The organism is Exiguobacterium sp. SH0S2 (assembly GCF_004337185.1).
Taxonomy (GTDB): Bacteria; Bacillota; Bacilli; order Exiguobacteriales; family Exiguobacteriaceae; genus Exiguobacterium; species Exiguobacterium aurantiacum_A.
This window is the reverse complement of record NZ_SJVB01000006.1, coordinates 87,862-112,018: the sequence shown is the minus strand read 5'-3', so window position 1 is coordinate 112,018 and position 24,157 is coordinate 87,862. Positions and strand designations below refer to the sequence as shown.

The window sequence follows — 24,157 nt, the reverse complement described above, 5'->3', positions numbered from 1 at the left end:
TCAGGTTATTTTAACGATAATCAGGAAAATGCATTCAAAAAAACGATAAAATACACCTTTTATCACTTCCATTTTCCCAACCAGTAACAGTCCAATAGTCTAATTATCCGTGATAAAATTTAACTATGCAAAAGAAGTAACGATTTCTTTATTAGGTAAATCGATTCAAATTAAAAATAATAAAAGGTAATTCAAAATTCGGAGGTGAATAGAACGAATGGGTAAATTAAACTTTCTACTCGCAGAAGATTATATTAAACCTAGAATTTACTTCCATCCGAAGCAAACGTCTTCTTTTAAGGTATCTTATTCCTATGCTGACACTAATCAGTTTGAGGGATTAGAGCATTTGACCCAATTGTTACGTTCATCTAAAGGCTTCATCCTCAACGCGTTTCAAATTGATTACTATCAGGCTTTACCAAAACTGATTGCTAGAACGCTTCAAGAAAATCGTTCTCATAAAAAGCTATACATTCTTGGGCCTGAACTGTCTCTCTCTATTCTAAAGCGCAGTTCAAAAACAGTCTATGAGAAACATTTTCACGAGTTCGGCTATATCAACATTGAACAGGATCAACAAAGTGTTGTTAGCCAGTGTCTGTCTTTATTGAAAGAAGGACACATCTTATATATTCTCCCAGAAGCATCAATCTGTTGGAGACCAGAACCACTCCAACAGTTTGAAAATCAATTTCCTCCTCTTTGCAGCACACTGCTCAGTCAAGAAGCCCATGTTCCAATTTTGTCATCTGCTACGACAGAAGAGTCTGACAAAGTTACGCTCTATGAACCGAACATGCCACAACAATTCATCGGAGATTTTGAATCACGGATTGAACAACAATCTGAAGCAATCTACACATTGCTAGAATCGCCATTCTCTGACTACTGAGCAACATCACACTAGGGATCATAGCTTATCCACATAAACCAACACATCGGAGGAATTCAATCATGAAAAAAGTAACTGGTATCTTCTTTATCGCAGCAGCAATTCTCCTTTTAGGAAGCTCATTTAAACCAATGGCTGAAGACTTTCCTCGTCTCGGTAAAATTGAACCTATCATTAAACCAATGGCCGAAGACTTCCCACGTCTAGGAAAAATTAATGAACCTGTTCTCAAACCAATGGCCGAAGACTTCCCACGTCTAGGTTGAAAATAAAAATCGAGTATAGATTTATTGAACTCCTATCACTTTCTTGAGAGACGCCTCTGTGCGTCTCTTTTTTTACTCCGGGTGCGACTATCGTTCTATTTTTTAAAAAAAGATAAACAATTTACATATTAATCTCCATTTTTTTCTTGTTTACTTATATAATAGCGAAGACATGAAGACGATTTCATTTCATCGTTATTTCAAAGATTCAAGAAAAAGGAGCGAATCACGATTGAACATAGAAAAAACACCTTGGCATTTAAAACTCTTACTTAGCACATCCCTCGTCTTCACTGGCGCAGCAGTCATCCCGCTCGAGCTTTCACAGACCGGATTTGAATCAACTCGTGTCGAAGCGGCCACTACATATAAAACAACAGCTAATTTAAATCTTCGCCTTAGTGCAGCGACTTGGAGCAAAGTCCTTCTGACAATCCCAGCAGGCGCGACGATCAAATACATAAGCAAGTACGGCTCGTGGTATAAAGTCTCTTACGGTGGCAAGACGGGGTACGTCGCTTCACAGTATGTGAAGCAGACAACCGCTTCGACGATGACGACTAGTTCAACGAAAGCCTATACGACAACCGTCAACTTAAATTTACGGAAAAGCGCCTCGACGAAAGGTACGATTCTATTGACGATTCCAACAGGGAAACGAGTGACTTATGTCAGCACATACGGTTCATGGTACAAAGTGACGTATGGCGGACAGACCGGTTACGTCTCCTCACAATATTTAAAAGCTTCAAGTCCATCGACAACGACAAGCTCGACAAAAGCTTATACGACGACTGTCAACTTGAACTTGCGGAAGAGTGCCTCGACGACCGGAACGGTATTGCTTACCATCCCGTCTGGCCGCAATGTGACTTACCGGGGGACGTATGGCTCGTGGTATAAAGTTTCTTACGGTGGGAAGACCGGCTACGTCGCAGCGCGCTATTTGAAAGCGGGCACAACGACGACACCCACTACTTCAACCGGATCAGGACGCACCGTCGTCATCGATGCCGGTCATGGCGGGAACGATCCGGGTGCGGTTTACGGATCTGTCCAAGAGAAAGTCATTGCACTCGACATCGCTAAGCGCTTGGCGAACACACTATCGAGCACGTACAACTATAACGTCAAAATGACTCGTGCAAACGATGGCTACTTATCCCTCGCCCAGCGCGTCTCGTTGACAAAGTCATATAAAGGGAGCGCTTTTGTAAGCGTCCATGCCAACTCGGCACCGAGTACGGCCTACCACGGCCATGAAGTGCTCGTCCCAACGACGGAGAGCTACACGACAAACCCTTACGTCTCCGCAAGTCGCAATTTAGGCGCGGCCATCAACCGTGAACTCGGCGTACGCATCCCAACGATTCGTAACCGTGGCGTGAAGTATCAAAACGTGTATGTCATTGGAAAGAATACCGTCCCGTCGACGCTCGTCGAATACGGATTTATTGGCAATGCGAACGATCGCGCTCATCTGACGAGTACGACATATCGTCAACGGATGGCTGATGCGACTGCTTCCGGCATTCATCAATTCATGCGTTCATCGAACTAATTCAAAGAGACCTGGCTGAATGTTCAGCCAGGTCTCTATTTGTATTGCGTCACATCGCACCGCCAGATTTTATGAGGGGCACCGAGTCCCCAATAATGGTCGATCGTGAGTACAGGTGGACCCATCCGTTTTTCCCAGTACGTTTGCGCGGTCGGAAACCCCGCATCGAGATAAAAAATCGGCTGTCCCCTGATCAACAGCTCGTCCATCACGTTTTTAAGCAAGAAATGACCGACCCCTTGCCGCTGCTCGCTCGGCGTCACATAGATGCATCCGACTTCCGGTACGTCCGGCTCGACATCGAGATGTGCCGTGATAATCTCGTTCGGAGGAAGGATAGCCGCTGTTCCAACGATGACGTCGTCTTTTAGCACAACAAACAATTGGACAGTCTCGTCATCCAAACTATCTTGAACGGTCGTATTCAAGCGCGCCACTTCCTCGTCCAACAAATCAGCGTCTTCAAACTGTTCCCGGCGGATCAAATCGCTCAGACTCTCCATAAACAAACGCTGGAGCGGTTTGACATCATCTCGTTCAAGCGGACGAAAGTTCAATATTTCCACTTCCCTCTATCCATAATCATACGTTTCCTTCTTTACCCGTGTCTCTGCCTAACGTAACGTTCGGTTGATGCGACCCTTCCACCGCCTCGAGCTGTTCGAGATGGTCATACCCGAGATACCCGTGCGTCTTCCAGACAAGCACGATTGCCGTCGTGAACAACAAGAGCGTCAAATAAAGAAAACCGATTGAGACCTGCCCCGGCTCGATCAAGGGGACGAGGGCATACGAGACGTTAAACGTCGTATGCAGTAAAAAGGCCGCCCATAAGTTCATCGTCGTGACGTTATATAACCACGAGATGATCAACGTAAACGATAGAATGGCGACGGCGTAAGCCCAAAACGGGAGGGATGCCTGTCCGGTGCCCGTCATCAAGAAGAGGGGAATATGCCAAACCGCCCACACCACGCCGACGAACAGGCTCGCCTGGAGCGGCGTCTTGTTGAGTTGCAGCGCGTCGAGTAAATACCCGCGCCAACCATACTCTTGTTGAACCGTTCCCCCGAGAAATAACATGTAGAGGAAGTACGGGATGACGAGCCAAGGTTCGTTCAGCAGTAACGCACCGCTCGCATCGGTCAGCCAGTACGCGAGGACAAATAAGAACGGGATGAGCAACAGGCCGAACGCATAGTACTTACCGGCCATCCGCCACTCGAAGCCTCGCTTCAACAGTGTCTGCACCCCGCTCCATCCGTTTTCTCGAAACGCCATATAACTGCCGGCCACGCTCGGTCCGAACGAACCGATCAAGACGGTCGCTAAAATCGGCAAGCTTGTCCACGTATAGAGCCCCCACCAGCTTAACCATGAGAACGCGAACGCGATGACGATAAACGTTATGACTTCTTTTCGTGTCGGGATCATGCGCTCCGCCTCCTTTTATATGTAGTTTACCCACTCTAGAAGCGACTTGCCTACTTCACCGGCAAAATATTTTTAACATATGAAGCAAAATGATAGGTCGGCTACTATTTGCCGAGGTATAATCAGAGTTACAATAAAATCACATTTACTAGCGAGGTACACATGGAACCAGTAGTCGAACACTCGATGAGTCACAATTACTTTCTCGTGATTCTTTCTTATATTATCGCCGCTGTTTCCGCTTATGCTGCCATCGAACTGGCACGCCGCGTGAACGCGACGAATCGCTCCACTCAAAATATGTGGATTTTGGCGGGCGGCGCCACCCTCGGACTCGGGATTTGGTCGATGCATTTCATCGCCATGCTCGCTCACGAGGCGTTGCGCCCCGTCACGTATTCGATCCCGCTCGTCTTGCTGTCTGTCATCATTGCGATGGCCGGCTGTATCTTCGGCTTCTTGATCGTCTCGCGCCGGACGACTCATCCCGCCTTGATCGGTGCGGGACTGTTGATGGGAACCAGTATCGCCAGCATGCATTACGTCGGCATGGACGCGATTCAAGGCGTCGCGATTTCGTATGATCCATGGTTGGCCATGTTGTCGATCATCATCGCCATCGCGGCCTCACTTATCGCCTTATGGATCGGCTTCTACTCGAAGTACGCCAAACAAAAGATCGACCTCGAGCTGAAAGTGTTCTTTTCACTGCTCATGGGCGTCGCCATCTTCGGGATGCACTTTGTCGGTATGGCCGCGTCATCGTTCGCGTTCATCGAAGCGAACGGCCCGTTCGCCAATGCCGTCGAACCGTCGCTTCTCGCCTGGCTCGTCACGGCGATCACGGTCATCTTGTTTGCCATCTTCTTCTTGTCGCTCACGCTCGACCGTCACCTCAAGAAACGTGAACTCATCCAAGCGACGATTCTCGATTCGACGACGGATGCGGTCGTCACGACGACGAAAGATGGCATGATCCAGTACGCCAACACCGCGTTTTATCGTTTGTTCGACAAAACGGACGATACTTTTTTCCAAGACTACCACTCGTCCTTGACGATCAATCAACAGTTCTATGACCCAAGACGGGTCGAGATCGACGATAAGACGATTGAAGTGACGAGCTACCCGCTCAAAGGTGAAGCGATGGACCAAGTGCTCTGGTTTTTACGGGACGTCTCGGAGGCGATCGCCTCACAACGTCTCGTCGAACATATGGCGTATCACGATACGCTCACTGATCTGCCGAACCGTCACAAGCTCGAACGCATCCTTGCGGAACATATTCAAATCGAAGACCCGGTCGCTTGTCTTTACATCGACATCGACCGCTGGCGTTTCTTGAGTGATATGCTCGGACATCACGGCACGGACGAATTGACGATGCAAATCGCCGAACGTCTTCGCGTCACGATTCATCCAGATGACATTTTGACACGAGTCGGTGCTTCGGAATTCATTATCTTACTGTTCGATAAGCGCAGCACACTCGCCAAACAAAAAGCGGAGAAATGTATTAAAGCGATCTCACAACCGTTCGATATCGACGGGACGACCGTCGAACTCACGATGAGCGCCGGCGTCAGCCATTATCCGAAAGACACGACGTCCGCGGACGAACTCGTCCAATACGCGCGACTCACCGTCCACGAATCAAAACGGATCGGGAAAAACCAAATCAAAGAGTTCGAAGACGAATCGAAGCATCAAATTTTACGCACGGTTGAGATCGAGAAAGCGCTCATTCACGCACTGGATCGTCACGAGTTCACGCTCGTCTATCAACCGAAAGTATCGCTCACGAAAAATCGACTCGAAGGCGTCGAGGCGCTCTTGCGTTGGAATCATTTCGAACTCGGCGATGTCACACCGACCGAATTCATCCCGATCGCAGAAAACACCGGACTGATCCACCAGATCGGCAACTGGGTCATGCGCGAGTCGTGTCTCGCTTGGGTACGGTGGAACAAGTCCGGCGTCAAGCCGTTCACGCTCTCGGTCAACGTGTCACCGCTCCAGTTCGCGCGTGAAGACTTCGTCGAGACGCTCCAAACCATCTTACAAGAGACCGGCATGGACCCGATGTTCCTCGAACTTGAAGTGACGGAATCATCGATGCTATCGTACGAGGCATCGACGCGCGATAAGCTCACCCAACTTCATCAGTACGGGATTTTGATCTCGCTCGATGATTTCGGGACTGGTTACTCGTCGTTCCGCCAACTGCGCGAACTTCCGGTCCAAGTGCTCAAGATTGACCGCTCGTTCATCGTCAACTTGTTCACAGACCGCAACCAAGAAGCGATCGTCCGGTCGATGATCCAACTCGGCCATAACCTCGGCATGAAAGTATTGATGGAAGGCGTCGAAACGTCTGACCAACTCGAATGGTTGCTCAATGAGCAGTGCGACTATGTCCAAGGCTTTTACTTCAGCCGTCCGCTTCGCGAGAAAGACGTCGTGAAGCACGTCAAATCGGTCACGACCTATATCGAGTTCGGGAAGACCCGGGCTTAAAACCAATAAGAGGTGACTCATCCGTATCGGATCAGAGTCACCTCTTTTGTTGGTGCTGAGTGATTGGTTACCCGTCGATTTCACCCTCAAACGATAAATTAAGTGGTTCATCCTGTAAGGCCGTTGCTTATCTTTATCTAACCATACGATTGGACCGCTTACTTCACCTACTATTTTGCTCTTTGTCAAAATCATCGGCAAACAGTAAGACGCACCTCTCCTCAATCGGAAAGATGCTGTGTCTAAAGTTAAGCGGTCTTCAGGCGTTTTCGTGTATGAATCGACTTCATGACGGCTCGAGCAATTGGCTGAGCGAACAACAACTCTATCCAAAACGCGATGCCGAAATTGCGGAACCACGTCGGGAAGAAGTGATGCAACGTTTCGAAGTTGATCTCGCCCATACCGATCCATGGTCCGATAATCGTCATGACAAACGAGATCATCGAGACGTTTAAGACGATGTTCAACAAGATACGGGCGTTGAAGCCGTCCGTCTGACCGGCAAGCCGGTTAAATAGTATACCGGCTAGCGGCTTCACAATGAAACGGATCAACACGATGAGCGCAATCCAAGCGAACGGGATGATTTTGAGCGTATCGACGTAATGGGCGACACTAAAGCCTCGCTCCATGCCGACGATGATCGGGGCAATCGTGTTCACGGATAAAATCGAGATAATCAACATGAACAAAACGCCTTCTTTTGGGTTTTGAGGTAACCGGTCTTCTAAGTGCATAATAAAGCCTCCGTACACATATGATTTCAGATGGTAGACGTATCTTGCGACATATATTTTCGGTACGAAACCGATATCTCTACAAACTGATTTTCATAGTGTAGCAAATTGGAGGCCTGCTTCGTAAGCATTATTTTTTTGTTTTTTATTCGACCGTTTTTTTTCAGATACAGTCTCATGCTAGTCCGTTTCGAATGGCAAAACTAGTCGCCTGAACAAACTTCGTGCTGTCGACTTTTTACCGTTCACGTAAAAGTCACCACTTTCACTAACAAGCCATTTTTTTGGAGGCTTGTCCGCCTGACGCGGTTCGTGCATGATAATAGTATATAGAGATGAAACGGAGGAACGGATATGAGCGGGCTCTTTCTCGTCATCGGCATCATCTTATCGATTCTCTCGAAATGGCTGCAGTTTAACGGACAGGATGCGCGCGGAGATGTGCTCGTATTTCCGGCTGCATTCTTTCTCGGCTTGGCGCTGTTGTTCAGCTTGCCGTTCTTTAAAGAGTGGTGGGAGGAACCATCAAAGCGACCGAAAGCGCTCCGCTTCGCTGGGCTCGCGGCCGGTGGCATTCTATCGTTCCAGTTGTTCGCCTGGCTCGTCTTCGGACAAGATCAGTGGCTCGGTGCACTGTTCTTGCTCCCTTTCCTCACTTGCCTTTACTTCATTATCCGTACGTTCAAATGAAAACGGTGAAGCGCTCATCATGTGCCTCACCGTTTTTAGGGAATGTCGAGGTCGAATAGAACCCCATAATGATCACTCGGTAGAATATTAGTTTTGCTAACGGGTGCATGTCCGAACACGTCTACGCTTTTAATAACTAGAGAGTTCACTTTAGCGTGACGCAATAAAATCCAATCATAGCGCGAGGATTGTTTCGATAAGGAATCCTGTTGCAAATATGGATTATCTGTATAGTCCAATGTCGGTTGCGCTCCTCCTTCATCATACTTGGCGACATCGACCCACCGGTGTTCGGTCAAATAGTGATGGTTCTCTGACTGCGGGTCATCATTGAAGTCCCCGCATAAAATTTCGTACCGTTCCCCCTCGCCGATCCATTCGTGGACCGCCTTCATTTGTGCTTCCCGTATGTCCGACGACCTCCAATTTAAATGGACGTTCGTCAATCCGAACACGTGGCCTCCTACTTGGAACGTTACCCTCATCGCACAGTAGTTTGCTTCTTCTACCTCGTAGTGCCAAATCGCATCATTCGTATCGAGCGGAACTTTACTTAAAACGGAGAGTCCTTCATCCGGTGAATCGGGATAAGGATGAAACACACAAAACGGATATCCCGTCTGATTCGCGATATATGTTGCGACATCGATTCCTGTTTCGCCGTCTATGTATGTTTTAACTTCCTGAAGCGCAAGCATGTCAGGGGCAACACGTTTTACTTCCTCACAGATGGCCTCGATTCGCTCGTTCCATAAGGTTGGATTGTTCCAAATGTTAAAGGTTGCAATCCTCATTCTATGCCTCCATTTCGATGGTTCTGTTTCAACAAAAATTGTGCGCTATTTTGAATCAGTTCAATCGTCCGGGTCAACTCTTCTGTCGTGTTATCAAGATAATAGGGACCAGGTGCACCCGAGTCCAGAAACTCGTTCCGTAAAATGATGACACGTTCCCCCATCTGTGAATCCGCCGGCCTGTGCTGATCGCGTTGGAAATGAACGTCTTGCTCTTCCCATAAGATGACGTATCGCACTTCAATCCCTTGTTCAATCCAATGTGACGTATATGTCTGTACATCGTTCCAAAATACGATCCAGTCCACGATGACGTCATAATCGGCCTCAAGAAAGTTATTGCTCAAGGCAACGATGTTTTTCCAAACAAGTTCATTCGCCTGCTCGGACTCCCATGGTTTTTCGCGACCGGAGACTGCCATATGACTAATTTCATCGCCTGAAATGTATGCACTTTTCTTCATCTGTCGAGCGAGCTGTTTTGCGGTTGTCGATTTCCCGACGCCCGCCGGACCTGAAACGATCACGATTTTCCCCTTCATCCGCTCTTCCTCCTCGAAAATTTAAGAGGAAGCGCTCAAGCGCTCCCCCATTTTCGTTCTTCTCGCAGTTCATCTTCCGTGACGTAGTTGTTGTCGAGGTTGACCATGTGGCGCTCGTACCACTTTCCTCCTGGAAATGAAAAAAGAAAAGAGGCTGCCCCAATAAGGAAAAATGTCGAAATTGAAATCAAATCTGTAAGAACAGCGTATACCCACAGTAAAATGAATGGATACATAAGTAGACCACTTATCGAATTGAAATGAATAAGTCGTTTCGCTTCTCGAGAGATCAAGTACTTCTTTTTGATTGCTTCACGCTTCCTTGCTTTATAAAAGTCTGGCAGACTGACGATTGCACCGATAAAAAAGACCGTCACTGGTGATAACCATTTATACTCAACCATGAAAAACAGGACGAAAAAGAATACCCATGATAGTAGTAAAATCGATGGCTTCTTCGCATTATCAAACGCCATCAGTTCCCGCATTTGAGTGCGCTTATCCATATCGTTCTTCCTTTTCAATTTCCCGCGCTTCTTTAATTGCTTTGATATCTTGATTCGTCAAATAGTTCCCATCATGTTTTTGAATGATACGGTCGAGCCATTTCCCGAAGAACGTCGCGCCCCAGAAAAAGGCTTGTGATAAGAGAAACGCTTGGAACGATTGTGGTTGCTGTGTTTGATTGAACGCGACGATGCCATAAAAACCAAGAGCGACAAGTCCAAATAACGAAGCTGTATACCGTAGCGTCAACAGCTTTCGCGCCTTCTCATTCTTCACAAAGCGGCGCCACATCCGGAAACGCATCATCTCCGTAGTGATGACGAGACTAAATATTGAGAATATGAATATTAGGAAAAACGAATCCGGCATCTCCCAATACGACGCATAAGTCAGCATGCCGATGATTGCTGCGACCACAAAGATCCCAACGCCCCAGCTTGTCCATTTATCCATTCGCAACACCGTATCAATCTGTTGTTTTGTTTGCGGTGAAAGTTCCATTATGGTTTCATCCTTTCAATCACTTGGTCGTATGTCGGCATGTCAGGGTCGTACGCTTTCAATTTCCGGACAATCAATCGTTTTCGATATGATTCGGTTAGTCCCCAGATGCCAAACACGCCGCCAATTAAGAAACCAAACGATTCAGTCGTCAGTAGCGTCGTCATAAAGGTTCCCATTAAGATTGCGCTAATCCACGTATCAGCATATTCGATTTTCAGCCACTGCAAACCCTTTGGTCGCGTTGAGAATTGGCGCAGGATGCGATATTGCTGATGTCCCATCACGACAAGAAACACCGCGACAGTCCACATCAAGGGAATTAACAACATCCGTTCAAAGAAAAGGGAAACAACCAATGAAGTCACATAAACAACGAGCAACGGAACACCGAAGCGTTGGATTCGCTTCACCCACAGAATTTCTTTCTGCAATTGTTTACCCATCCCCTCACCTCCCTATTTCTTTATATGTAGAACGCCACACGTCTTCCTGCTTCATCCGCTTATCAATCCTCATCGTCATCCATCCAGCTAACACAATCACGAGCAAACCGACTGTATAGAAAACTTTCGTCTCCAACAATTCATTGCCGTTCAATGCGAGAAAGAAGGCAACCGTATTCAACACGTCACTCCCCAACTGTTGGCGATAGCGATGCGTCAATTTCGGATTCAACCGTTGTCGCATCTGATAGCGACGTACATACATCACATTGACGGGAACGAGCACGAGGGCCATGTAGACGATGCCCCAAAACAGACTGTCCGTCCACCACACGATTGGAAGAATGACGACTAGAAACACCCCTACAATCCCAAACATGAGTTGTTGAAACGAACGGACCCACGCCCGTTCCTGTTCGACTCGTTCCCTCATCGCACTTCCTCCAGCTCGAGGGCGCATAATATCGGATCATGTTGATTTAAACGGCGTGACACCGTTTCTGTCAACGTCCCCCAAATGAACACCCCGAACGCCCAATACAGGTCGTCTTGATTGAAGACCAACAGGCCACTCACTAAAACGAGTAAACCGATCGAGCTCACGATATCGTACACGAGATGCCACCTTAGCACCTTCCGCGTAGCAAGATCGACTAAAAACGTACGTCTCATCTGATATTTTTGCACGTCTAACATGAGCATTCTGACCCCAACGAGAGTGAGAGGAATGATGAGCCACAGTTGCTTCCCAAAGAAGGATAAGACGATGGCCAATACCACGACGCTTAAAAAGATGTATCCGACCCGTGTCTGTTGCTTCTTCCAAGCCGTCTCTTGTTCAATTCGTATCGGTTGATTCATGACTTCCCCTCCCTACTATTCTCTTATTGTATACGGAAATGAAACGGTGGGGTTTCAAGTTATCCAAATATTCCCTCAATAATCATTCGACGTTTTTCAACAATTGGCGAATGATTTACGACCGTTGCAAATTATTTCTGCTATAATGATAGCGTATTCATTCCTACAAATTGATGTGAAAGGTGCAAACAGTCATGGCCCCAAAGTATAAGCAAGTAGCTGAACAGATTGAGACGGATATCGTCAATCACGTCTATCAGCATACGAACAAACTCCTCACGGAAGACGAATATGCTACGAAATACGCCGTCAGCCGCAACACGGTCCGGAAAGCGATCGAGATTCTCGTCAACAAAGGCTACGCCTATCAAGTCCAAGGGAGCGGCGTCTTCGTCCGTGACCATTACGACAGCGATTATGTGAACCTCGAAAAACTCCAAGGTCTCACGAGCGACTTCAGTGGACGAAAAGTCGAGACACACGTCCTCGCCTTTGAGGAGACGACGGCAAACGAAGAAGTGGCGGAACGGATGAAGTGTCCGGTCGGGACGCCTGTTTATTACGTCAAGCGGCTGCGTCTCGTCGACGACCACCCGTTCTCGGTCGAAGATTCGTACTTCCGCAAAAATCTCGTCGTCTATCTCGACCGAAACATCACCGAGAAGTCGATTTATAACTACTTCCGTAACGACCAAAAGCTCGCCATCGGTTTTGCCGACCGCGTCATTTACGCCGATTTCTTGAACGCCGATGATGCCGTTTTACTCGGGTTGAACGAGAACGATCCGGCCCTTCTCGTCGACAACACCGTTTATTTAACGAACGGTCAAATCTTCGACGTATCGCGCTCGACACATCATTTCCGCCATGTTAAGATGCTGAAAGTCTCTAACATCAAGTCTTAAACGCACTCGAGAGGTTGATCTCGCGTGCGTTTTTTTCGTTCACATTTTATTCAAAAAGAAAGGGTTTACATGTAAGCGGTGTCGTGCTAGTATCAAACTATAGAATTTGTACCTACGAATCTTAGTTATCCATACAAAAAAGGAGAGATATTATGGTTTCTGAAACAATCGAAATTACACCCGAAGACATCTTCGGTTTAATCGCCCTCTCAGGTGACGCGAAAGCAAGTTACCACCACGCAATGCTCCTCATGCAAGAAGGCAAACCAGAGGAAGCGGCTGAAGCGGTCAAGGCTGGAGACGCGACGTTGAAAGAAGCACACGCTATCCAAACGAAATTCGTCACGCTCGAAGCACAAGGGAAAACGGCGACAGTCGGCGTCCTCATGGTGCACGCGCAAGACCACTTGATGAACACGATCCTCGTAAAAGAGATGCTCGGCTACATGATGAACATGCAAAACGAAATCAACCAATTGAAAGGAATGGATCAAAAATGATGAAAATCGGACTCTTCTGCGCAGCAGGTATGTCAACAAGTATGTTAGTAGAAAAAATGAAAGCGGTTGCCGCTGAACGTGGCCTCGAGGCAGAAATTGCAGCCTACCCAGAATCAGAAATGGAAACGTACGTGAACGACCTCGACGTCGCTCTTCTCGGACCACAAGTGAAGTACTTGCTTTCAAAAGGCAAACAGATCTGTGAGCCAAAAGGCGTTCCAATCGACGTCATCAACACAGTCGACTACGGCATGATGAACGGAACGAAAGTATTAGACCACGCACTTAAGCTTGTAAATAAATAAACTGAGGTGACCACTTTGAAAATGCCAAAAGATTTCTTGTTCGGCGCTGCTTCGGCTTCTTACCAAGTCGAAGGCGCATGGAACGAGGACGGGAAAGGACTCTCAAACTGGGACGTCTTCTCGAAAATTCCTGGAAAAACATTTGAAGATACGAACGGCGACGTCGCAGTCGACCATTACCATCGTTATAAAGAAGACATCGCGCTCATGGCCGAAATGGGACTCGAATCATATCGCTTCTCAATCTCATGGCCGCGTATCTTCCCGAACGGCACAGGGGAAGTAAACGAAAAAGGACTTGAGTTTTACAACAACTTGATCGACGAGTGCTTGAAGCACAACATCGTCCCGTTCGTGACACTCTACCACTGGGACCTCCCGCAAGCGCTTGAAGAAACAGGCGGCTGGAAAAATCCAGCTACGGTTGACGCGTTCGTACGTTTCGCCGATACTTGTTTCCAATCGTTTGGCGACCGTGTCCGTCACTGGATCACGTTCAATGAAGCGGTCATCTTCTGCTCGCTCGGCTACTTGACTGGGGCACACCCACCAGGTATTGAAGGCGATGTCAAAGGTTACTTCCAAACGACACACCACGTTTTCGTCGCACACGCCCGTGCCGTCGAGTTGTTCAAACAAAACGGTTACGAAGGTGAAATCGGCATCACGCACGTATTCAACCCGGCCTTCAGCATCGATGAAGCCGAGGAGAACAAATTTGCGGAAATGCACGCGAACGCTTATGCGACGCACTGGTTCTATGACCCGATCTTGAAAGGCGAATATCCAGAATACGTCGTGAAAGGACTTGAAGAGCAAGGTCTTCTCCCTGAAATGACAGCTGAAGAGCTCGAGCTTCTCAAGCGTACAGCGCCGATGAACGACTTCATCGGTCTCAACTACTACAGCCCGCAACGCGTCATGAAAAATGACTCAGCGCTCGTTATGGCCGGTGGTCGTGAGAACTCGACAGGCCGCCCAGGTAACCCATCGTTCGACGGCGTCTACAAGACAGTCATGATGGATGACAAGGTATATACGAAATGGGCATGGGAAATCTCACCGGAAGCGTTCCTTGACGGCATGCACATGTTGAAGGAGCGTTACGGCAACGTGAAAATCTATATCACCGAGAACGGTCTCGGCGACGTCGATCCAATCGTTGACGGCGAAATCCTCGACGACCCACGTATCGAATACATCGAAGGCCACTTACGCGCTGTGAAACACGCCGTTGAACAAGGTGTCAACGTCGCAGGTTACTACGCTTGGTCGGCAATCGACCTTCTCAGCTGGCTCAACGGATATAAGAAGCAGTATGGCTTCATCTACGTTGATCACGCGAACGGTCTCGCTCGCAAGAAGAAAAAATCGTTCCACTGGTACAAAGACATCATCGCCACGCGCGCTGAAAACCTATAAGGAGGTTCCCCATGAGCCGCTTAGAAAGAGTATTTGAAAAGTTCACACCAGGTTTCGTTCGATTTGCGAACGCAAAGCCCGTCCTTGCAATTAAGGACGGGTTCATCCTGACAATGCCGATGACGATCATCGGTTCGCTGTTCCTACTGATCTTGGCGTTACCGATTCCAGGTTGGGCCGAGTTCATGTCAGGATTGTTCGGAGCCGATTGGACGCTCCCACTCACGCAAGTCGTCGGTGCGACGTTTGACATCCTCGCTTTGATCGGGGTATTCGGAATCGCCTACTCGTACGTCAAAAACGAAAAAATCGAAGGCGTACCAGCTGGTATCCTCGGAATCATCTCGTTCTTGATCATCACACAAGCATCTGTCCTCTCTGAATCAGGAGAAGCAGTCAACGGAGTCATCCCGAAAGTATGGACAGGTGGACAAGGTGTCCTCGCTGCCATCGTCGTCGGTTTAGTCGTCGGATTCATTTATTCGCAATTCATCAAACGCGGGATCAGCATTAAAATGCCTGACGGTGTCCCACCTGGTGTTTCGAACTCATTCTCGGCACTCGTTCCTGGTCTTGCGATCATCGCACTTGCTGCTGTGACGTTCGCTGTCTTCCAAGCGGTTGCAGAGCGTACGTTCACAGAAGTCGTCTATGACGTGCTTCAAGCACCACTTCAAAACCTGACAGACACGCTCGCAGGAGCAGTCATCATCATGGTTCTCATGTCAGTCATGTGGTGGTGTGGAATTCACGGTGCCGCAATCATCATGGGTATCATGGGGCCACTCCTTACAGCAAACGCGCTTCAAAACCAAGCGCTCATCGACTCAGGCCAAACACTTGTTGCCGGTGAGAACGCAAAAATCGTTACAATCCAGTTCCTCGACGTCTTCACGAAGCTCGGTGGTTCAGGAATCACGATCGGATTCATCATCGCTACGCTTATGGTCGCCCGTTCGGCTCACTTGAAACAGCTCGGTAAGCTCTCGCTTGCACCAAGTTTGTTCAACATTAACGAGCCGGTCATCTTCGGGATGCCGATCGTGTTCAACCCGATCATGTTCGTACCGTTCGTCATCGTACCTGCAATCGCATCGTTCATGGTGTACTTCTCAATCCTTTGGGGCTGGGTCGATCCGTTCAACGCACTTCAGGTGCCGTGGACGACACCACCGATTATCTCTGGTTTCTTAATCGGCGGATGGCGTGCAGCGCTCTTGCAGATCGTCACGATCGCAATGGCCGTAGCCATCTACCTCCCGTTCGTCCGCATGCAAGATCGCGTCTCGTACGGTGAAGAGTTGAAAGCACAAGAAGAATCAGACCAAGCATCAGCCTAAGTAAAAAACGACAGCCCTTCTCAACGATGAGAAGGGCTGTTATATTTAGGAAAATGTCTATGAACGTTGAGCGTCCTTGCAACGTCTCGAACTCAAAATCAAGCTCCTCCGTTTCGTCAATGGTCATCTACGAATCGAATACCAATTTAGTAATTTCATTCTACACCAGGCTATCGCTATTAGCGTTTTGTATTCACTTCGGAGTGTTCTACTTAATTTATAGTTCATTAAAACAAAATCAGAATAGGTTATAAATCTCAATATAAGCCCATATTCTATTCTTATTGAAAGTCATTCGCAGTAAATATTCTTTTAACAAATTTGATTAATCCCATTTTTGGTGTTCAGATTGAGATTTTTTATAAGTATATAGCAACTGAGCCAAAAACATAATTAATAATAAAAGCGGTACTAATATTTTTTCAAGAGGCGAGGTTACTGTCAAAAAAATGAACAAAGTAAGAAAGATAAGAATAGGTAACCCTGCATACAATGTTCTCTTAAATTTTTGTGTATAAGTGAGTTTGTGGTACATTTTCACTTAAATCCCTCCTTTATTCCATTTAATATTTATTATATACTTAATTTAACACTAAAAGGGGGTAACGTAAACTTATGAAAAAGTTTTATAAGCAATTTACACTTGTAATGAGTACTCTATTACTTTTGTTTGGTTCTTTTTCACTTTCAGTTAATGCCGCTGAACATTCTGGGGCTACAAATCAGCATTTAAACTTGAATGACATCAAGAATCATGAACAAATTTTTGAGTTGATTCATCAAGATCCCAATGACATTATCTCTTCTTATTGGTTAGATGAAAGTGTCAAATCTGGTGTAATTAACATATTCAATTCATCAGAAAATAAATATTATAACTTGTACGTTGAAAAAGATCACATCACTTACTACAGTATTCAATATTATGTGAGTCATGATTCAAAAGATGCGAAATTCGAACTATATTCTATCGACTCATTTAATAATTCTCACCATGAATTCACTTCGCAAGTTGCAAACGAGACTGGCAAGGTCTCACATCAAATAAATGCAAAAAGTAATAGTAATACAGCTTACAAATGGGCCTGTATTTTCTCTAGCTATGTTGCTTGTGCAGCAGCGGCCGGTACAATAGGATTCGGAGTGGCTGGTCCATTTGGAGCAGGCGCAGCTGCTCTTGCCTGCAGATACGTTTTCCAAACGCTTGTCGAAAAATATGGTAGTAAAAAAGCAGCTTGTAAAATTTTTAGCTAACTTCCGTTGTAGGGAGGTAATCTTACTTTCCTACATCTTTTTTCCTTATTCTCCTTCTTTTTAACTCATGAGTATAAATTAAATACTTAATTTCTTTTCTACATAATACGTAAATTGAGAAACATAATTTCTTGCTTTAATAAGTCCGCTTTATATACTTAAACCAAGTATCGACCTGTAACAAAAACGACAGCCCTTCTCATCACAGAGAAGGGCTGTTATATTTAGGGAAAAAAGTAAAGGAGTTGGAAAAGTGGAAGTGTACTATCCTGCCCTATTTGCTGTTCTCGCTGGCGTGTCCGGATTAGTCGGGTTAGCACTACAGTCTGTCTATCCCATCTTGTTAGTACCTGTCTGTTTACTCGTCGCGGGATACTTTACAGTCTCTAAAAAGAAGCAAGCGGAAACACGCAATTATACGCCGAGCTTCATGATCTTATCGAGCGCCGCACTCGCATTCGGTCTCGGCTTTAAATCCATCGTCCCATACGCCATGCTCATCGGAATTGCGTTGCATATGGTCTGTATCGTATGCGCGTTCATTGCACTTGGCCGATATCAGTCGCAATCATGAAATCATTCTTACAGTCAGGAGGGATCGTCGGAGGACTTCTTGTCCTCCTCGTCCTTCCTTTGCTTTTACTTGATATCGGACTCATCTGGCTGCTCGAAAGGAGCTTGCCCGCACCGCTCTCCCTTTTGATCGCATTATGTTGCTTTTATAGCATATCTTTTGGCTTCGGACTCCTCATCGACGGTTTCGGCGCTGTCCTCGCGTCACTTCGTTACACTCGAGCATTGCCGTTCCTACGCGCCGTCGGTCATCTTGCGACAAGTGCCGGTAGTTTATATAGCGTGACCTGGTTATTCCCGAATGTCGCGTTGTCACCACTGACGATGAGCGTGATTGTTTTCGTGCATTGGCTTGGGGCACATCTTTGGCTTCGGAACGATTCACCGGGCAAAGCGGGAACTGCACCGAACGATTCCCTCGATCATCAAATTGTTCAGATGTTACGGACCGCGACCGTACCCGACTGTGTCGAGACCATCCAACAACAGTATCCAAACGTATCGAAACTCGAGATTTTGCGTCGGGTTCGTCGTATTAGCCGCTAAATCGAGCCATTTGTTGTTTACAAACTTTTTTAATCGTTTAAATTTTATTTTAGCGATTAAAAAACGAACGCATAAAAATATCCATCTGTCGTCTAGACAGATGGATTTTACTTGATTGGCCCCCGTACTGGAAAATCAGTTGCGATGTCCCGTAATCCTTTTAAGAAGTTGTCCACATTCGTTATGGACGTCTCAAATTCAAAATCAATCTCCTCTGCCTCGTCCTCGAGCGGATGTTCCAAGATACCTCGTACGCTCACTTCATCCCCATCCGCGTCCCGTCTCGTCAACGTCACGCTGATGAACGGTTCTGTCGGCGCGAACACGACTTCCTGCACGTCGCCCGCTACAAACGACTCGAACACAGATATGTAGTGCGCCACGAGCAAACTGTCGAGCATAATGTCGTCGAATGTGATGCGATGGTCAGGCGTATGGAGCCCGACCCAATTCCGATGCCACGACGCGTCATGCATGTTGTCGGCGTCTGAATAGGCGTACGCGTAACTCTCGATTGTCACATCCATCGTCTCGTCACGCGACATCAATTTCGCAATCGGCATCGTTATCCGTCCTTTCGCAGTGAATAGCCGTCAATCTCCTGTAGACGCATCCGTTTCTGATCGACGGCCGCATGCACGATGACCGTCACCCCCGGATTGAGCTCCATCATCTTCTTGATTTTCGTCAAGTCGTCGCCTTTAATCTCGACCGGTAAGACGAACTCGCCTTCCTTCAAGTGAATGAACTTGATTTTCCCTTTATCGTCGTAACCTGTCACTTCGTATGTCGCATACTCGCGTTTCATCTGAACCGCCCCTTTCATTCGTTGTCCTCTTCTATACGTTCCCCCCTTGAATAAGTTCCACACAAAAACAGCCAATCCCCGTATCGGCAGGGACTGGCTGTTTTGTTGGTTACGCTTCGACGCTGTCGGCGTGACCTGCTTTATGCTGTTCGATGACGCCGGCGTACCATTTCGCACTATCTTTCCAGACGCGCTCTTGCGTCTCGAAGTCGATGTAGAGAATGCCGAAGCGCTTCTCGTAACCGAAGCTCCATTCGAAGTTATCCATGAGCGACCAGAGGTAATATCCGGCGATGTTCATGCCTTCGTCGTTCAAGTCAGATACGGCTGTGAGGTGCTTTTTGACGTAGTCGATCCGTTTATCGTCATGGACTTCGCCGTTCTCAAGCACGTCGTCATACGCTGCGCCGTTCTCTGTGATGATGATTGGAAGATCTGTGTACTCGTTACGTAAGCGACGGATCAGGTCTTTGAATTCGTTCGGGGCGATATCCCAGCCCATGCCCGTCTTGTCGTAATCGGAGTAAGCGGCGACTGTCATGAAGTCGTTCGCTGCGCTGAACTCGACGAGTCCGCGACTGTAGAAGTTGATGCCAAAGAAATCGCACTCTGTCGAGATTGTCTCCATGTCACCTGGTTTGATGAAGTCGTACGAGTGAACGTATTTCGAGAACAAGTTCATCATGTCGACCGGATACTGGCCTTTGAAGACCGGATCGAGGAACCAACGATTCGAGTACCCGTCCGAGTTGTTCTGAGCGAGTTTGTCGTTCGCCGAGTCCGTCTTCGCGTAGACCGGTGATAAGTTGAGCGTGATGCCGATCGGTGTCGTCGACTTCATGTCGTTCTTGAGCAATTCAACTGCTTTACCGTGTGACAGCAACATGTGGTGCACGGCGCGGACCGCTTCGTTCATGTCACGATGTCCCGGTGCGTGAACACCGACATGGTAGCCGAGGAAGCCGGCACACCATGGTTCGTTGTGCGTGATCCATGAGTCGACGATACCGTCGAGCTCATCGAAACACACTTTCGCGTACTCGAGGAACCAGTCGACCGAGTCGCGGTTCACCCAGCCACCTGCTTCATGGGCCCACATCGGGAGGTCCCAATGGTAGAGCGTGACAGCCGGCTTGATGCCTTCTTCACGGAGACGCGTCGCAAGCGTCTTGTAGAATTCCATACCGGCCGGATTGAACTCACCTTTGGCCGGGAAGATGCGTGGCCAGGCGATCGAGAAGCGATATGTGTCAACGCCGAGCTTTTTGATGTGCTGAATGTCTTCTTCATAACGATGGTAATGGTCGCAAGCGACGTCACCGTTATGCTTTTCGAACACACGTCCGTCGATGTCGCAGAACATGTCCCAGATCGACGGCGTACGCCCACCTTCGTTTTGGGCGCCTTCGATTTGATAAGACGAAGTTGCCGTTCCGAAGACAAAGTCTTTGTTAAACTGCATAGTCAATTCCTCTTTTCTGTCTAGTTATTCTTTGACCGCACCAGCCGAGATACTGCTGACGATGTATTTCGACAAGAACAAGAAGGCGATCATGATCGGCACGACTGAAATCGCGATACCGAGGTAAAGGGCGCCGAGGTTTTCGGCGACTTGCGAACCTTTCAAGAAGCCCATGAGTACCGGCAACGTGTACTTCTCTGGTGAGAACAAGAGCACGAGCGGCATCAAGTAGTTGTTCCACGAGCCGATGAACGTGAAGATCGACATCGTCGCAACAGCTGGCATCATCATCGGAAGCGCGATCGTATGGAAGATGCGAAGCTCGCTCGCTCCATCGATCCGCGCTGCTTCGATCATACTGACGTGCAGCGTCGCTTGCGTGTACTGGCGGATGAAGAAGACGACGAACGGACTCGCGATCGACGGGATGATGAGCGGGATGAACGAATCGAGAATCCCGAGCGTCTTGCTGATCTCGTAGAAACCGATAAGTCCGAGTTGTCCCGGGACCATCATCATGACGAGCATGAAGATGAACATCACATTTTTTCCTTTGAATTCATAGAACGAAAATCCGAACGCAGTCATAGCCGAGAAGTAACCCGAGAGTAACGTCACGAGCACTGCAACAATCAAACTGTTTTTAAATCCGGTCCAAATGTTGATGTAGTCGCTCAAAATCGCATAGTTATCGAGTAGTGATGTCCCTGGGATGAGCGAGAAACCGGTCATGATTTCTCCGTTCGTCCGTGTCGCGTTGACGAGCATCATGAGGAACGGGATGAAACAGATAATCGTCAAGATGACCAAGCCTGTATAGATCAAGCCACGGCTAAACCGTTTCTTTTTGACCTTATTTTTTGGCGGCTCCACGCGGAGAGGTTTCTCCTCGCGCGGCGGCTGTACTTCGCTGTCGGCGAGCATACGCCGTGATTCTGCATTTTGTTCCATTGGTTATGCTCCCTTCTGCGCAGCGCGCTCTTTACGGAACATGCCTTTGAAGACGACCGCCGAGAAGACGAGCGTGATCAAGAACAAGCCGTAAGCAACCGCTGATGCATAGCCGTAGTTGTTATACTTGAATGCTTGGTTGTACAAGTAAAGCACCATCGTGTTCAGTGATCCATCTGGCGCACCGACTCCATCCGTCAACAAGAGCGGAAGGTCGAACAGTTGAAGGCCACCGATGAGCGATGTGATCATGATATACAAGAGAATCGGTTTAAGCAGTGGCACCGTGACGTTCGTGAACATCTGCCAACGGTTCGCGCCATCGATATGGGCAGCTTCGAAGAAGTCTTGCGAAATCCCCGACACACCGGCCATGACGATGATGAACGAGTGACCGAACCACATCCATGTCAAAATGAGTGAGACGGACAGTTGTGCCGTCACCGGTTGCGATAACCAATTGATTGGGTCTGAGATAATGCCGAGTTTCAAGAGCATCATGTTGAGTGATCCGTGCTGCCAGTCAAGCAAGATTCCAAACAAGAGTGCGACCGAACTGATCGTGATCAAGTTAGGAAGATAGAAGAATGAACGGAAGAACGCGAGGCCCTTCAATTTCAAACGAAGATCTGAGAACAAGAGCGCGAGAGCCAGTGCGAGACCGATTTGCAAGACAAAGTTTATTCCCCAAATCTTAATCGTATTGACGAACGCCTCGATGAAGTATGTGTCTGTCAACAAACGCGCGTAGTTCGCGAAACCGACGACCTCTTCACCCGGGCTGCCGGTATAGTTGGTGAAACTGTAGTACAGGGTCAAGAAGACCGGGTAGATACTGAATGTCAAAAAGACGACCCAAAATGGGGCAATAAACGCATAGCCGTAACGGTCAAGTTTTTTCACGTCGTGTTACTCCTTCCATAGCAACCCTTTAGGGGGGAATCCCCCCCACGGGTTAGCTTGCTTCAGTCAACTGTAATGTCTGGGTAAGCGTTTTTCGCTTGTTTTTTGAACTCTGCGATTGCTTCGTCTTTCGACTTCTTGCCTTCAACGTATTGGAGGACAGACGCGCCGTAGAGTGTGTCGAGCTGCTGGTCGTATTTCGTTACGATCCCTGGTGTAATTTTATCAGCTTGGTCGAGGAAGAATTCATAGTTGTTCTGTCCGCCGAGGAACTCGTCGCTGAAATCGTCTTTGATCTTATCTGTGACCGGTTTGTAAGAAAGAACGTCACCAGTCTCTTCAGCCCAACCTGTCAAGAACTCTTCGTCTTGCGTCATGAGTTTAACGAAGTCGTATGCTGCTTCTTTGTTTTTCGATCCTTCGTAAACTCCGAGCCATGTGCCGCCCCAGAAGTACGGGCTTGGACCGTTCGTGACTGCCCAGTCACCGGCTGAATCTTTCGCGCTGTCTTTCAAGACGCTGTGGAGACCCCATGTTGGGAGGACGTACGAAAAGACTTGTGTTTCGACTTCTTTGCCGCCTTCTTTAACTTTGATTGGTTTAGACATACCTTCGAACCAAGATGGTGACCATTCTGGAGCGAGTGCCGTGTATTGTTTCTCACGAAGCTCTTTCGCGTAGTCCATGTAGTCAATCTTGTCTTGTGTCAAGACGAGTTCGTTCTTGTCGTTTACCCATGCTTCAGGGTTTGCGCCTTGTGAGAACCAACGGATCGCGCCTTCATCTGGGAACATGCGATAGCCTTTTTGTTTCATCTTCTCAGCAACTTCGAAGACGCCGTCCATCGAGCTCATCATGTTTCCGATTTCAGTCGGGTCATCTGTGCCGAGCACTTCTTTCGCTAGGCTACGTTTGTAGTAGACACCACCTGGAGTCGTCTGCCATGAGAGGGCACGCACATCGCCTTCTTTGTCTTTACCGAGGTCAAAGACGTACGGGATGTAGTCGTCCGCGATTTCATTGACGTTGTACGGCTCTTCCGAAAGGTTTTCCCAGTAGCCTGCGTCAACCCATTGCTTAAGGAACGCGATCTCCCCAGTGAATACGTCTGGTGCCCCAACGCCACTTTCAAGTGCTGGCTTGAGTTTTGTCGGATAGTCGGCGATTGGAACGATTGTCAATTCGACTTTGACGCCGTTGCGCTCTTCGTACGTTTTGATTGGCTCTTTGAGCTCATCTGTGAACGACCAAACTTTTAGAACGTCGTCTTTAGAACCTGATTCAGAACCTGAAGTTCCTTCGTCGTTTGAGCACGCGCCCAAGACGCCGACTGATAGTGCTCCGATTGAAAGTAAGCTGACTAATTTTTTACGCATGTGTGAACCCATCCTTTTAATGTTTTTTTAGAAAGCGTTTGCAAGAAGAGGTAATAAT

29 protein-coding genes are annotated in these 24,157 nt (G+C 47.8%); 13 read left to right on the top strand and 16 right to left on the bottom strand.

Features of this window, described 5'->3' with window-relative positions:
- Positions 1-217: 217 nt before the first annotated feature.
- From EVJ21_RS13945 to EVJ21_RS13935, 3 genes are all read left to right on the top strand, one after another.
- Entirely contained in the window at positions 218-895 is a 678-nt protein-coding gene (locus EVJ21_RS13945) for a hypothetical protein (protein ID WP_131490741.1), read from the top strand.
- Between the two features lie 62 nt (positions 896-957).
- Positions 958-1,161 carry a hypothetical protein gene (locus EVJ21_RS13940; protein ID WP_131466572.1) on the top strand — a complete coding sequence of 68 codons (204 nt, stop codon included), beginning with the start codon at positions 958-960 and terminating at the stop codon, positions 1,159-1,161.
- A 232-nt stretch (positions 1,162-1,393) separates the two neighbouring features.
- Positions 1,394-2,722: an N-acetylmuramoyl-L-alanine amidase family protein gene (locus EVJ21_RS13935; RefSeq protein ID WP_236633571.1), complete on the top strand. Its 1,329-nt coding sequence runs from the start codon at positions 1,394-1,396 to the stop codon at positions 2,720-2,722.
- 35 nt (positions 2,723-2,757) lie between these two features.
- Here EVJ21_RS13935 and EVJ21_RS13930 read toward each other — a convergent pair whose 3' ends face one another.
- A complete protein-coding gene (locus tag EVJ21_RS13930) occupies positions 2,758-3,288 on the bottom strand; it encodes a GNAT family N-acetyltransferase (RefSeq protein WP_236633537.1) in 531 nt (176 codons plus the stop codon).
- Positions 3,289-3,304: 16 nt separating this feature from the next.
- Positions 3,305-4,156, bottom strand: a complete 852-nt coding sequence (locus EVJ21_RS13925) for a CPBP family intramembrane glutamic endopeptidase (RefSeq protein WP_131490739.1) — start codon at positions 4,154-4,156, stop codon at positions 3,305-3,307.
- A 162-nt stretch (positions 4,157-4,318) separates the two neighbouring features.
- Here EVJ21_RS13925 and EVJ21_RS13920 point away from each other — a divergent pair, with 162 nt between their 5' ends.
- Positions 4,319-6,673, top strand: coding sequence for a bifunctional diguanylate cyclase/phosphodiesterase (locus tag EVJ21_RS13920; protein ID WP_236633538.1), 2,355 nt, complete (start codon positions 4,319-4,321; stop codon positions 6,671-6,673).
- A 248-nt stretch (positions 6,674-6,921) separates the two neighbouring features.
- On the opposite strand, the gene EVJ21_RS13915 is transcribed toward EVJ21_RS13920, so the two are convergent.
- Entirely contained in the window at positions 6,922-7,413 is a 492-nt protein-coding gene (locus tag EVJ21_RS13915; protein ID WP_070329097.1) for a DUF2798 domain-containing protein, read from the bottom strand.
- A gap of 354 nt (positions 7,414-7,767) precedes the next feature.
- On the opposite strand from EVJ21_RS13915, the gene EVJ21_RS13910 reads away from it, so the two are divergent.
- Positions 7,768-8,103, top strand: a complete 336-nt coding sequence (locus EVJ21_RS13910) for a hypothetical protein (RefSeq protein ID WP_131490738.1) — start codon at positions 7,768-7,770, stop codon at positions 8,101-8,103.
- 35 nt (positions 8,104-8,138) lie between these two features.
- Here EVJ21_RS13910 and EVJ21_RS13905 read toward each other — a convergent pair whose 3' ends face one another.
- From EVJ21_RS13905 to EVJ21_RS13875, 7 genes are read right to left on the bottom strand one after another with little or no spacing between them, the layout of a single operon-like run.
- On the bottom strand, positions 8,139-8,897 hold the full coding sequence (locus tag EVJ21_RS13905; protein ID WP_131490737.1) for an endonuclease/exonuclease/phosphatase family protein: 759 nt from the start codon (positions 8,895-8,897) through the stop codon (positions 8,139-8,141).
- Positions 8,894-9,439 carry a P-loop nucleotide/nucleoside kinase family protein gene (locus EVJ21_RS13900; RefSeq protein ID WP_131490736.1) on the bottom strand — a complete coding sequence of 182 codons (546 nt, stop codon included), beginning with the start codon at positions 9,437-9,439 and terminating at the stop codon, positions 8,894-8,896. The genes EVJ21_RS13905 and EVJ21_RS13900 overlap by 4 nt, the downstream gene beginning before the upstream one ends.
- A gap of 35 nt (positions 9,440-9,474) precedes the next feature.
- Positions 9,475-9,945 (bottom strand): hypothetical protein, encoded by a 471-nt coding sequence (locus EVJ21_RS13895; protein ID WP_131490735.1) that lies wholly within the window; start codon positions 9,943-9,945, stop codon positions 9,475-9,477.
- Positions 9,938-10,447, bottom strand: coding sequence for a hypothetical protein (locus tag EVJ21_RS13890; RefSeq protein WP_131490734.1), 510 nt, complete (start codon positions 10,445-10,447; stop codon positions 9,938-9,940). Before EVJ21_RS13890 ends, EVJ21_RS13895 begins: the two co-directional genes overlap by 8 nt.
- On the bottom strand, positions 10,447-10,893 hold the full coding sequence (locus EVJ21_RS13885; RefSeq protein WP_131490733.1) for a hypothetical protein: 447 nt from the start codon (positions 10,891-10,893) through the stop codon (positions 10,447-10,449). Before EVJ21_RS13885 ends, EVJ21_RS13890 begins: the two co-directional genes overlap by 1 nt.
- Before the next feature lie 4 nt (positions 10,894-10,897).
- Positions 10,898-11,326 (bottom strand): hypothetical protein, encoded by a 429-nt coding sequence (locus EVJ21_RS13880; protein ID WP_131490732.1) that lies wholly within the window; start codon positions 11,324-11,326, stop codon positions 10,898-10,900.
- Positions 11,323-11,754 carry a hypothetical protein gene (locus tag EVJ21_RS13875; protein ID WP_131490731.1) on the bottom strand — a complete coding sequence of 144 codons (432 nt, stop codon included), beginning with the start codon at positions 11,752-11,754 and terminating at the stop codon, positions 11,323-11,325. The genes EVJ21_RS13880 and EVJ21_RS13875 overlap by 4 nt, the downstream gene beginning before the upstream one ends.
- A 194-nt stretch (positions 11,755-11,948) precedes the next feature.
- On the opposite strand from EVJ21_RS13875, the gene EVJ21_RS13870 reads away from it, so the two are divergent.
- From EVJ21_RS13870 to EVJ21_RS13835, 8 genes are all read left to right on the top strand, one after another.
- A complete protein-coding gene (locus EVJ21_RS13870; RefSeq protein WP_070329090.1) occupies positions 11,949-12,659 on the top strand; it encodes a GntR family transcriptional regulator in 711 nt (236 codons plus the stop codon).
- A 152-nt stretch (positions 12,660-12,811) separates the two neighbouring features.
- Positions 12,812-13,159 (top strand): PTS lactose/cellobiose transporter subunit IIA, encoded by a 348-nt coding sequence (locus EVJ21_RS13865; RefSeq protein WP_016510548.1) that lies wholly within the window; start codon positions 12,812-12,814, stop codon positions 13,157-13,159.
- Positions 13,156-13,464, top strand: coding sequence for a PTS sugar transporter subunit IIB (locus EVJ21_RS13860; RefSeq protein WP_070329088.1), 309 nt, complete (start codon positions 13,156-13,158; stop codon positions 13,462-13,464). Before EVJ21_RS13865 ends, EVJ21_RS13860 begins: the two co-directional genes overlap by 4 nt.
- A gap of 15 nt (positions 13,465-13,479) precedes the next feature.
- Positions 13,480-14,886, top strand: coding sequence for a GH1 family beta-glucosidase (locus tag EVJ21_RS13855; protein ID WP_070329087.1), 1,407 nt, complete (start codon positions 13,480-13,482; stop codon positions 14,884-14,886).
- Between the two features lie 11 nt (positions 14,887-14,897).
- Positions 14,898-16,226 (top strand): PTS sugar transporter subunit IIC, encoded by a 1,329-nt coding sequence (locus EVJ21_RS13850; protein WP_131466240.1) that lies wholly within the window; start codon positions 14,898-14,900, stop codon positions 16,224-16,226.
- A 615-nt stretch (positions 16,227-16,841) separates the two neighbouring features.
- Entirely contained in the window at positions 16,842-17,480 is a 639-nt protein-coding gene (locus EVJ21_RS13845) for a hypothetical protein (RefSeq protein WP_131466242.1), read from the top strand.
- A gap of 253 nt (positions 17,481-17,733) precedes the next feature.
- Positions 17,734-18,054 carry a hypothetical protein gene (locus tag EVJ21_RS13840; RefSeq protein WP_071398938.1) on the top strand — a complete coding sequence of 107 codons (321 nt, stop codon included), beginning with the start codon at positions 17,734-17,736 and terminating at the stop codon, positions 18,052-18,054.
- The gene (locus tag EVJ21_RS13835; RefSeq protein WP_071398939.1) at positions 18,051-18,599 is read left to right on the top strand and encodes a hypothetical protein; all 549 of its coding nucleotides are present in this window, start codon (positions 18,051-18,053) and stop codon (positions 18,597-18,599) included. Before EVJ21_RS13840 ends, EVJ21_RS13835 begins: the two co-directional genes overlap by 4 nt.
- A 107-nt stretch (positions 18,600-18,706) precedes the next feature.
- Here EVJ21_RS13835 and EVJ21_RS13830 read toward each other — a convergent pair whose 3' ends face one another.
- The 6 genes from EVJ21_RS13830 to EVJ21_RS13805 form a co-directional block, all read right to left on the bottom strand.
- A complete protein-coding gene (locus EVJ21_RS13830) occupies positions 18,707-19,162 on the bottom strand; it encodes a WapI family immunity protein (protein ID WP_071398940.1) in 456 nt (151 codons plus the stop codon).
- Between the two features lie 2 nt (positions 19,163-19,164).
- Positions 19,165-19,425, bottom strand: coding sequence for a hypothetical protein (locus EVJ21_RS13825; RefSeq protein ID WP_071398941.1), 261 nt, complete (start codon positions 19,423-19,425; stop codon positions 19,165-19,167).
- A 91-nt stretch (positions 19,426-19,516) separates the two neighbouring features.
- Positions 19,517-20,869 (bottom strand): GH1 family beta-glucosidase, encoded by a 1,353-nt coding sequence (locus EVJ21_RS13820; protein ID WP_131490730.1) that lies wholly within the window; start codon positions 20,867-20,869, stop codon positions 19,517-19,519.
- Positions 20,870-20,893: 24 nt separating this feature from the next.
- Positions 20,894-21,820 (bottom strand): carbohydrate ABC transporter permease, encoded by a 927-nt coding sequence (locus tag EVJ21_RS13815; protein WP_173647386.1) that lies wholly within the window; start codon positions 21,818-21,820, stop codon positions 20,894-20,896.
- A gap of 3 nt (positions 21,821-21,823) precedes the next feature.
- Positions 21,824-22,723 carry a carbohydrate ABC transporter permease gene (locus EVJ21_RS13810; RefSeq protein ID WP_016510553.1) on the bottom strand — a complete coding sequence of 300 codons (900 nt, stop codon included), beginning with the start codon at positions 22,721-22,723 and terminating at the stop codon, positions 21,824-21,826.
- Positions 22,724-22,785: 62 nt separating this feature from the next.
- On the bottom strand, positions 22,786-24,099 hold the full coding sequence (locus tag EVJ21_RS13805; protein ID WP_236633539.1) for an ABC transporter substrate-binding protein: 1,314 nt from the start codon (positions 24,097-24,099) through the stop codon (positions 22,786-22,788).
- Positions 24,100-24,157: the final 58 nt, after the last annotated feature.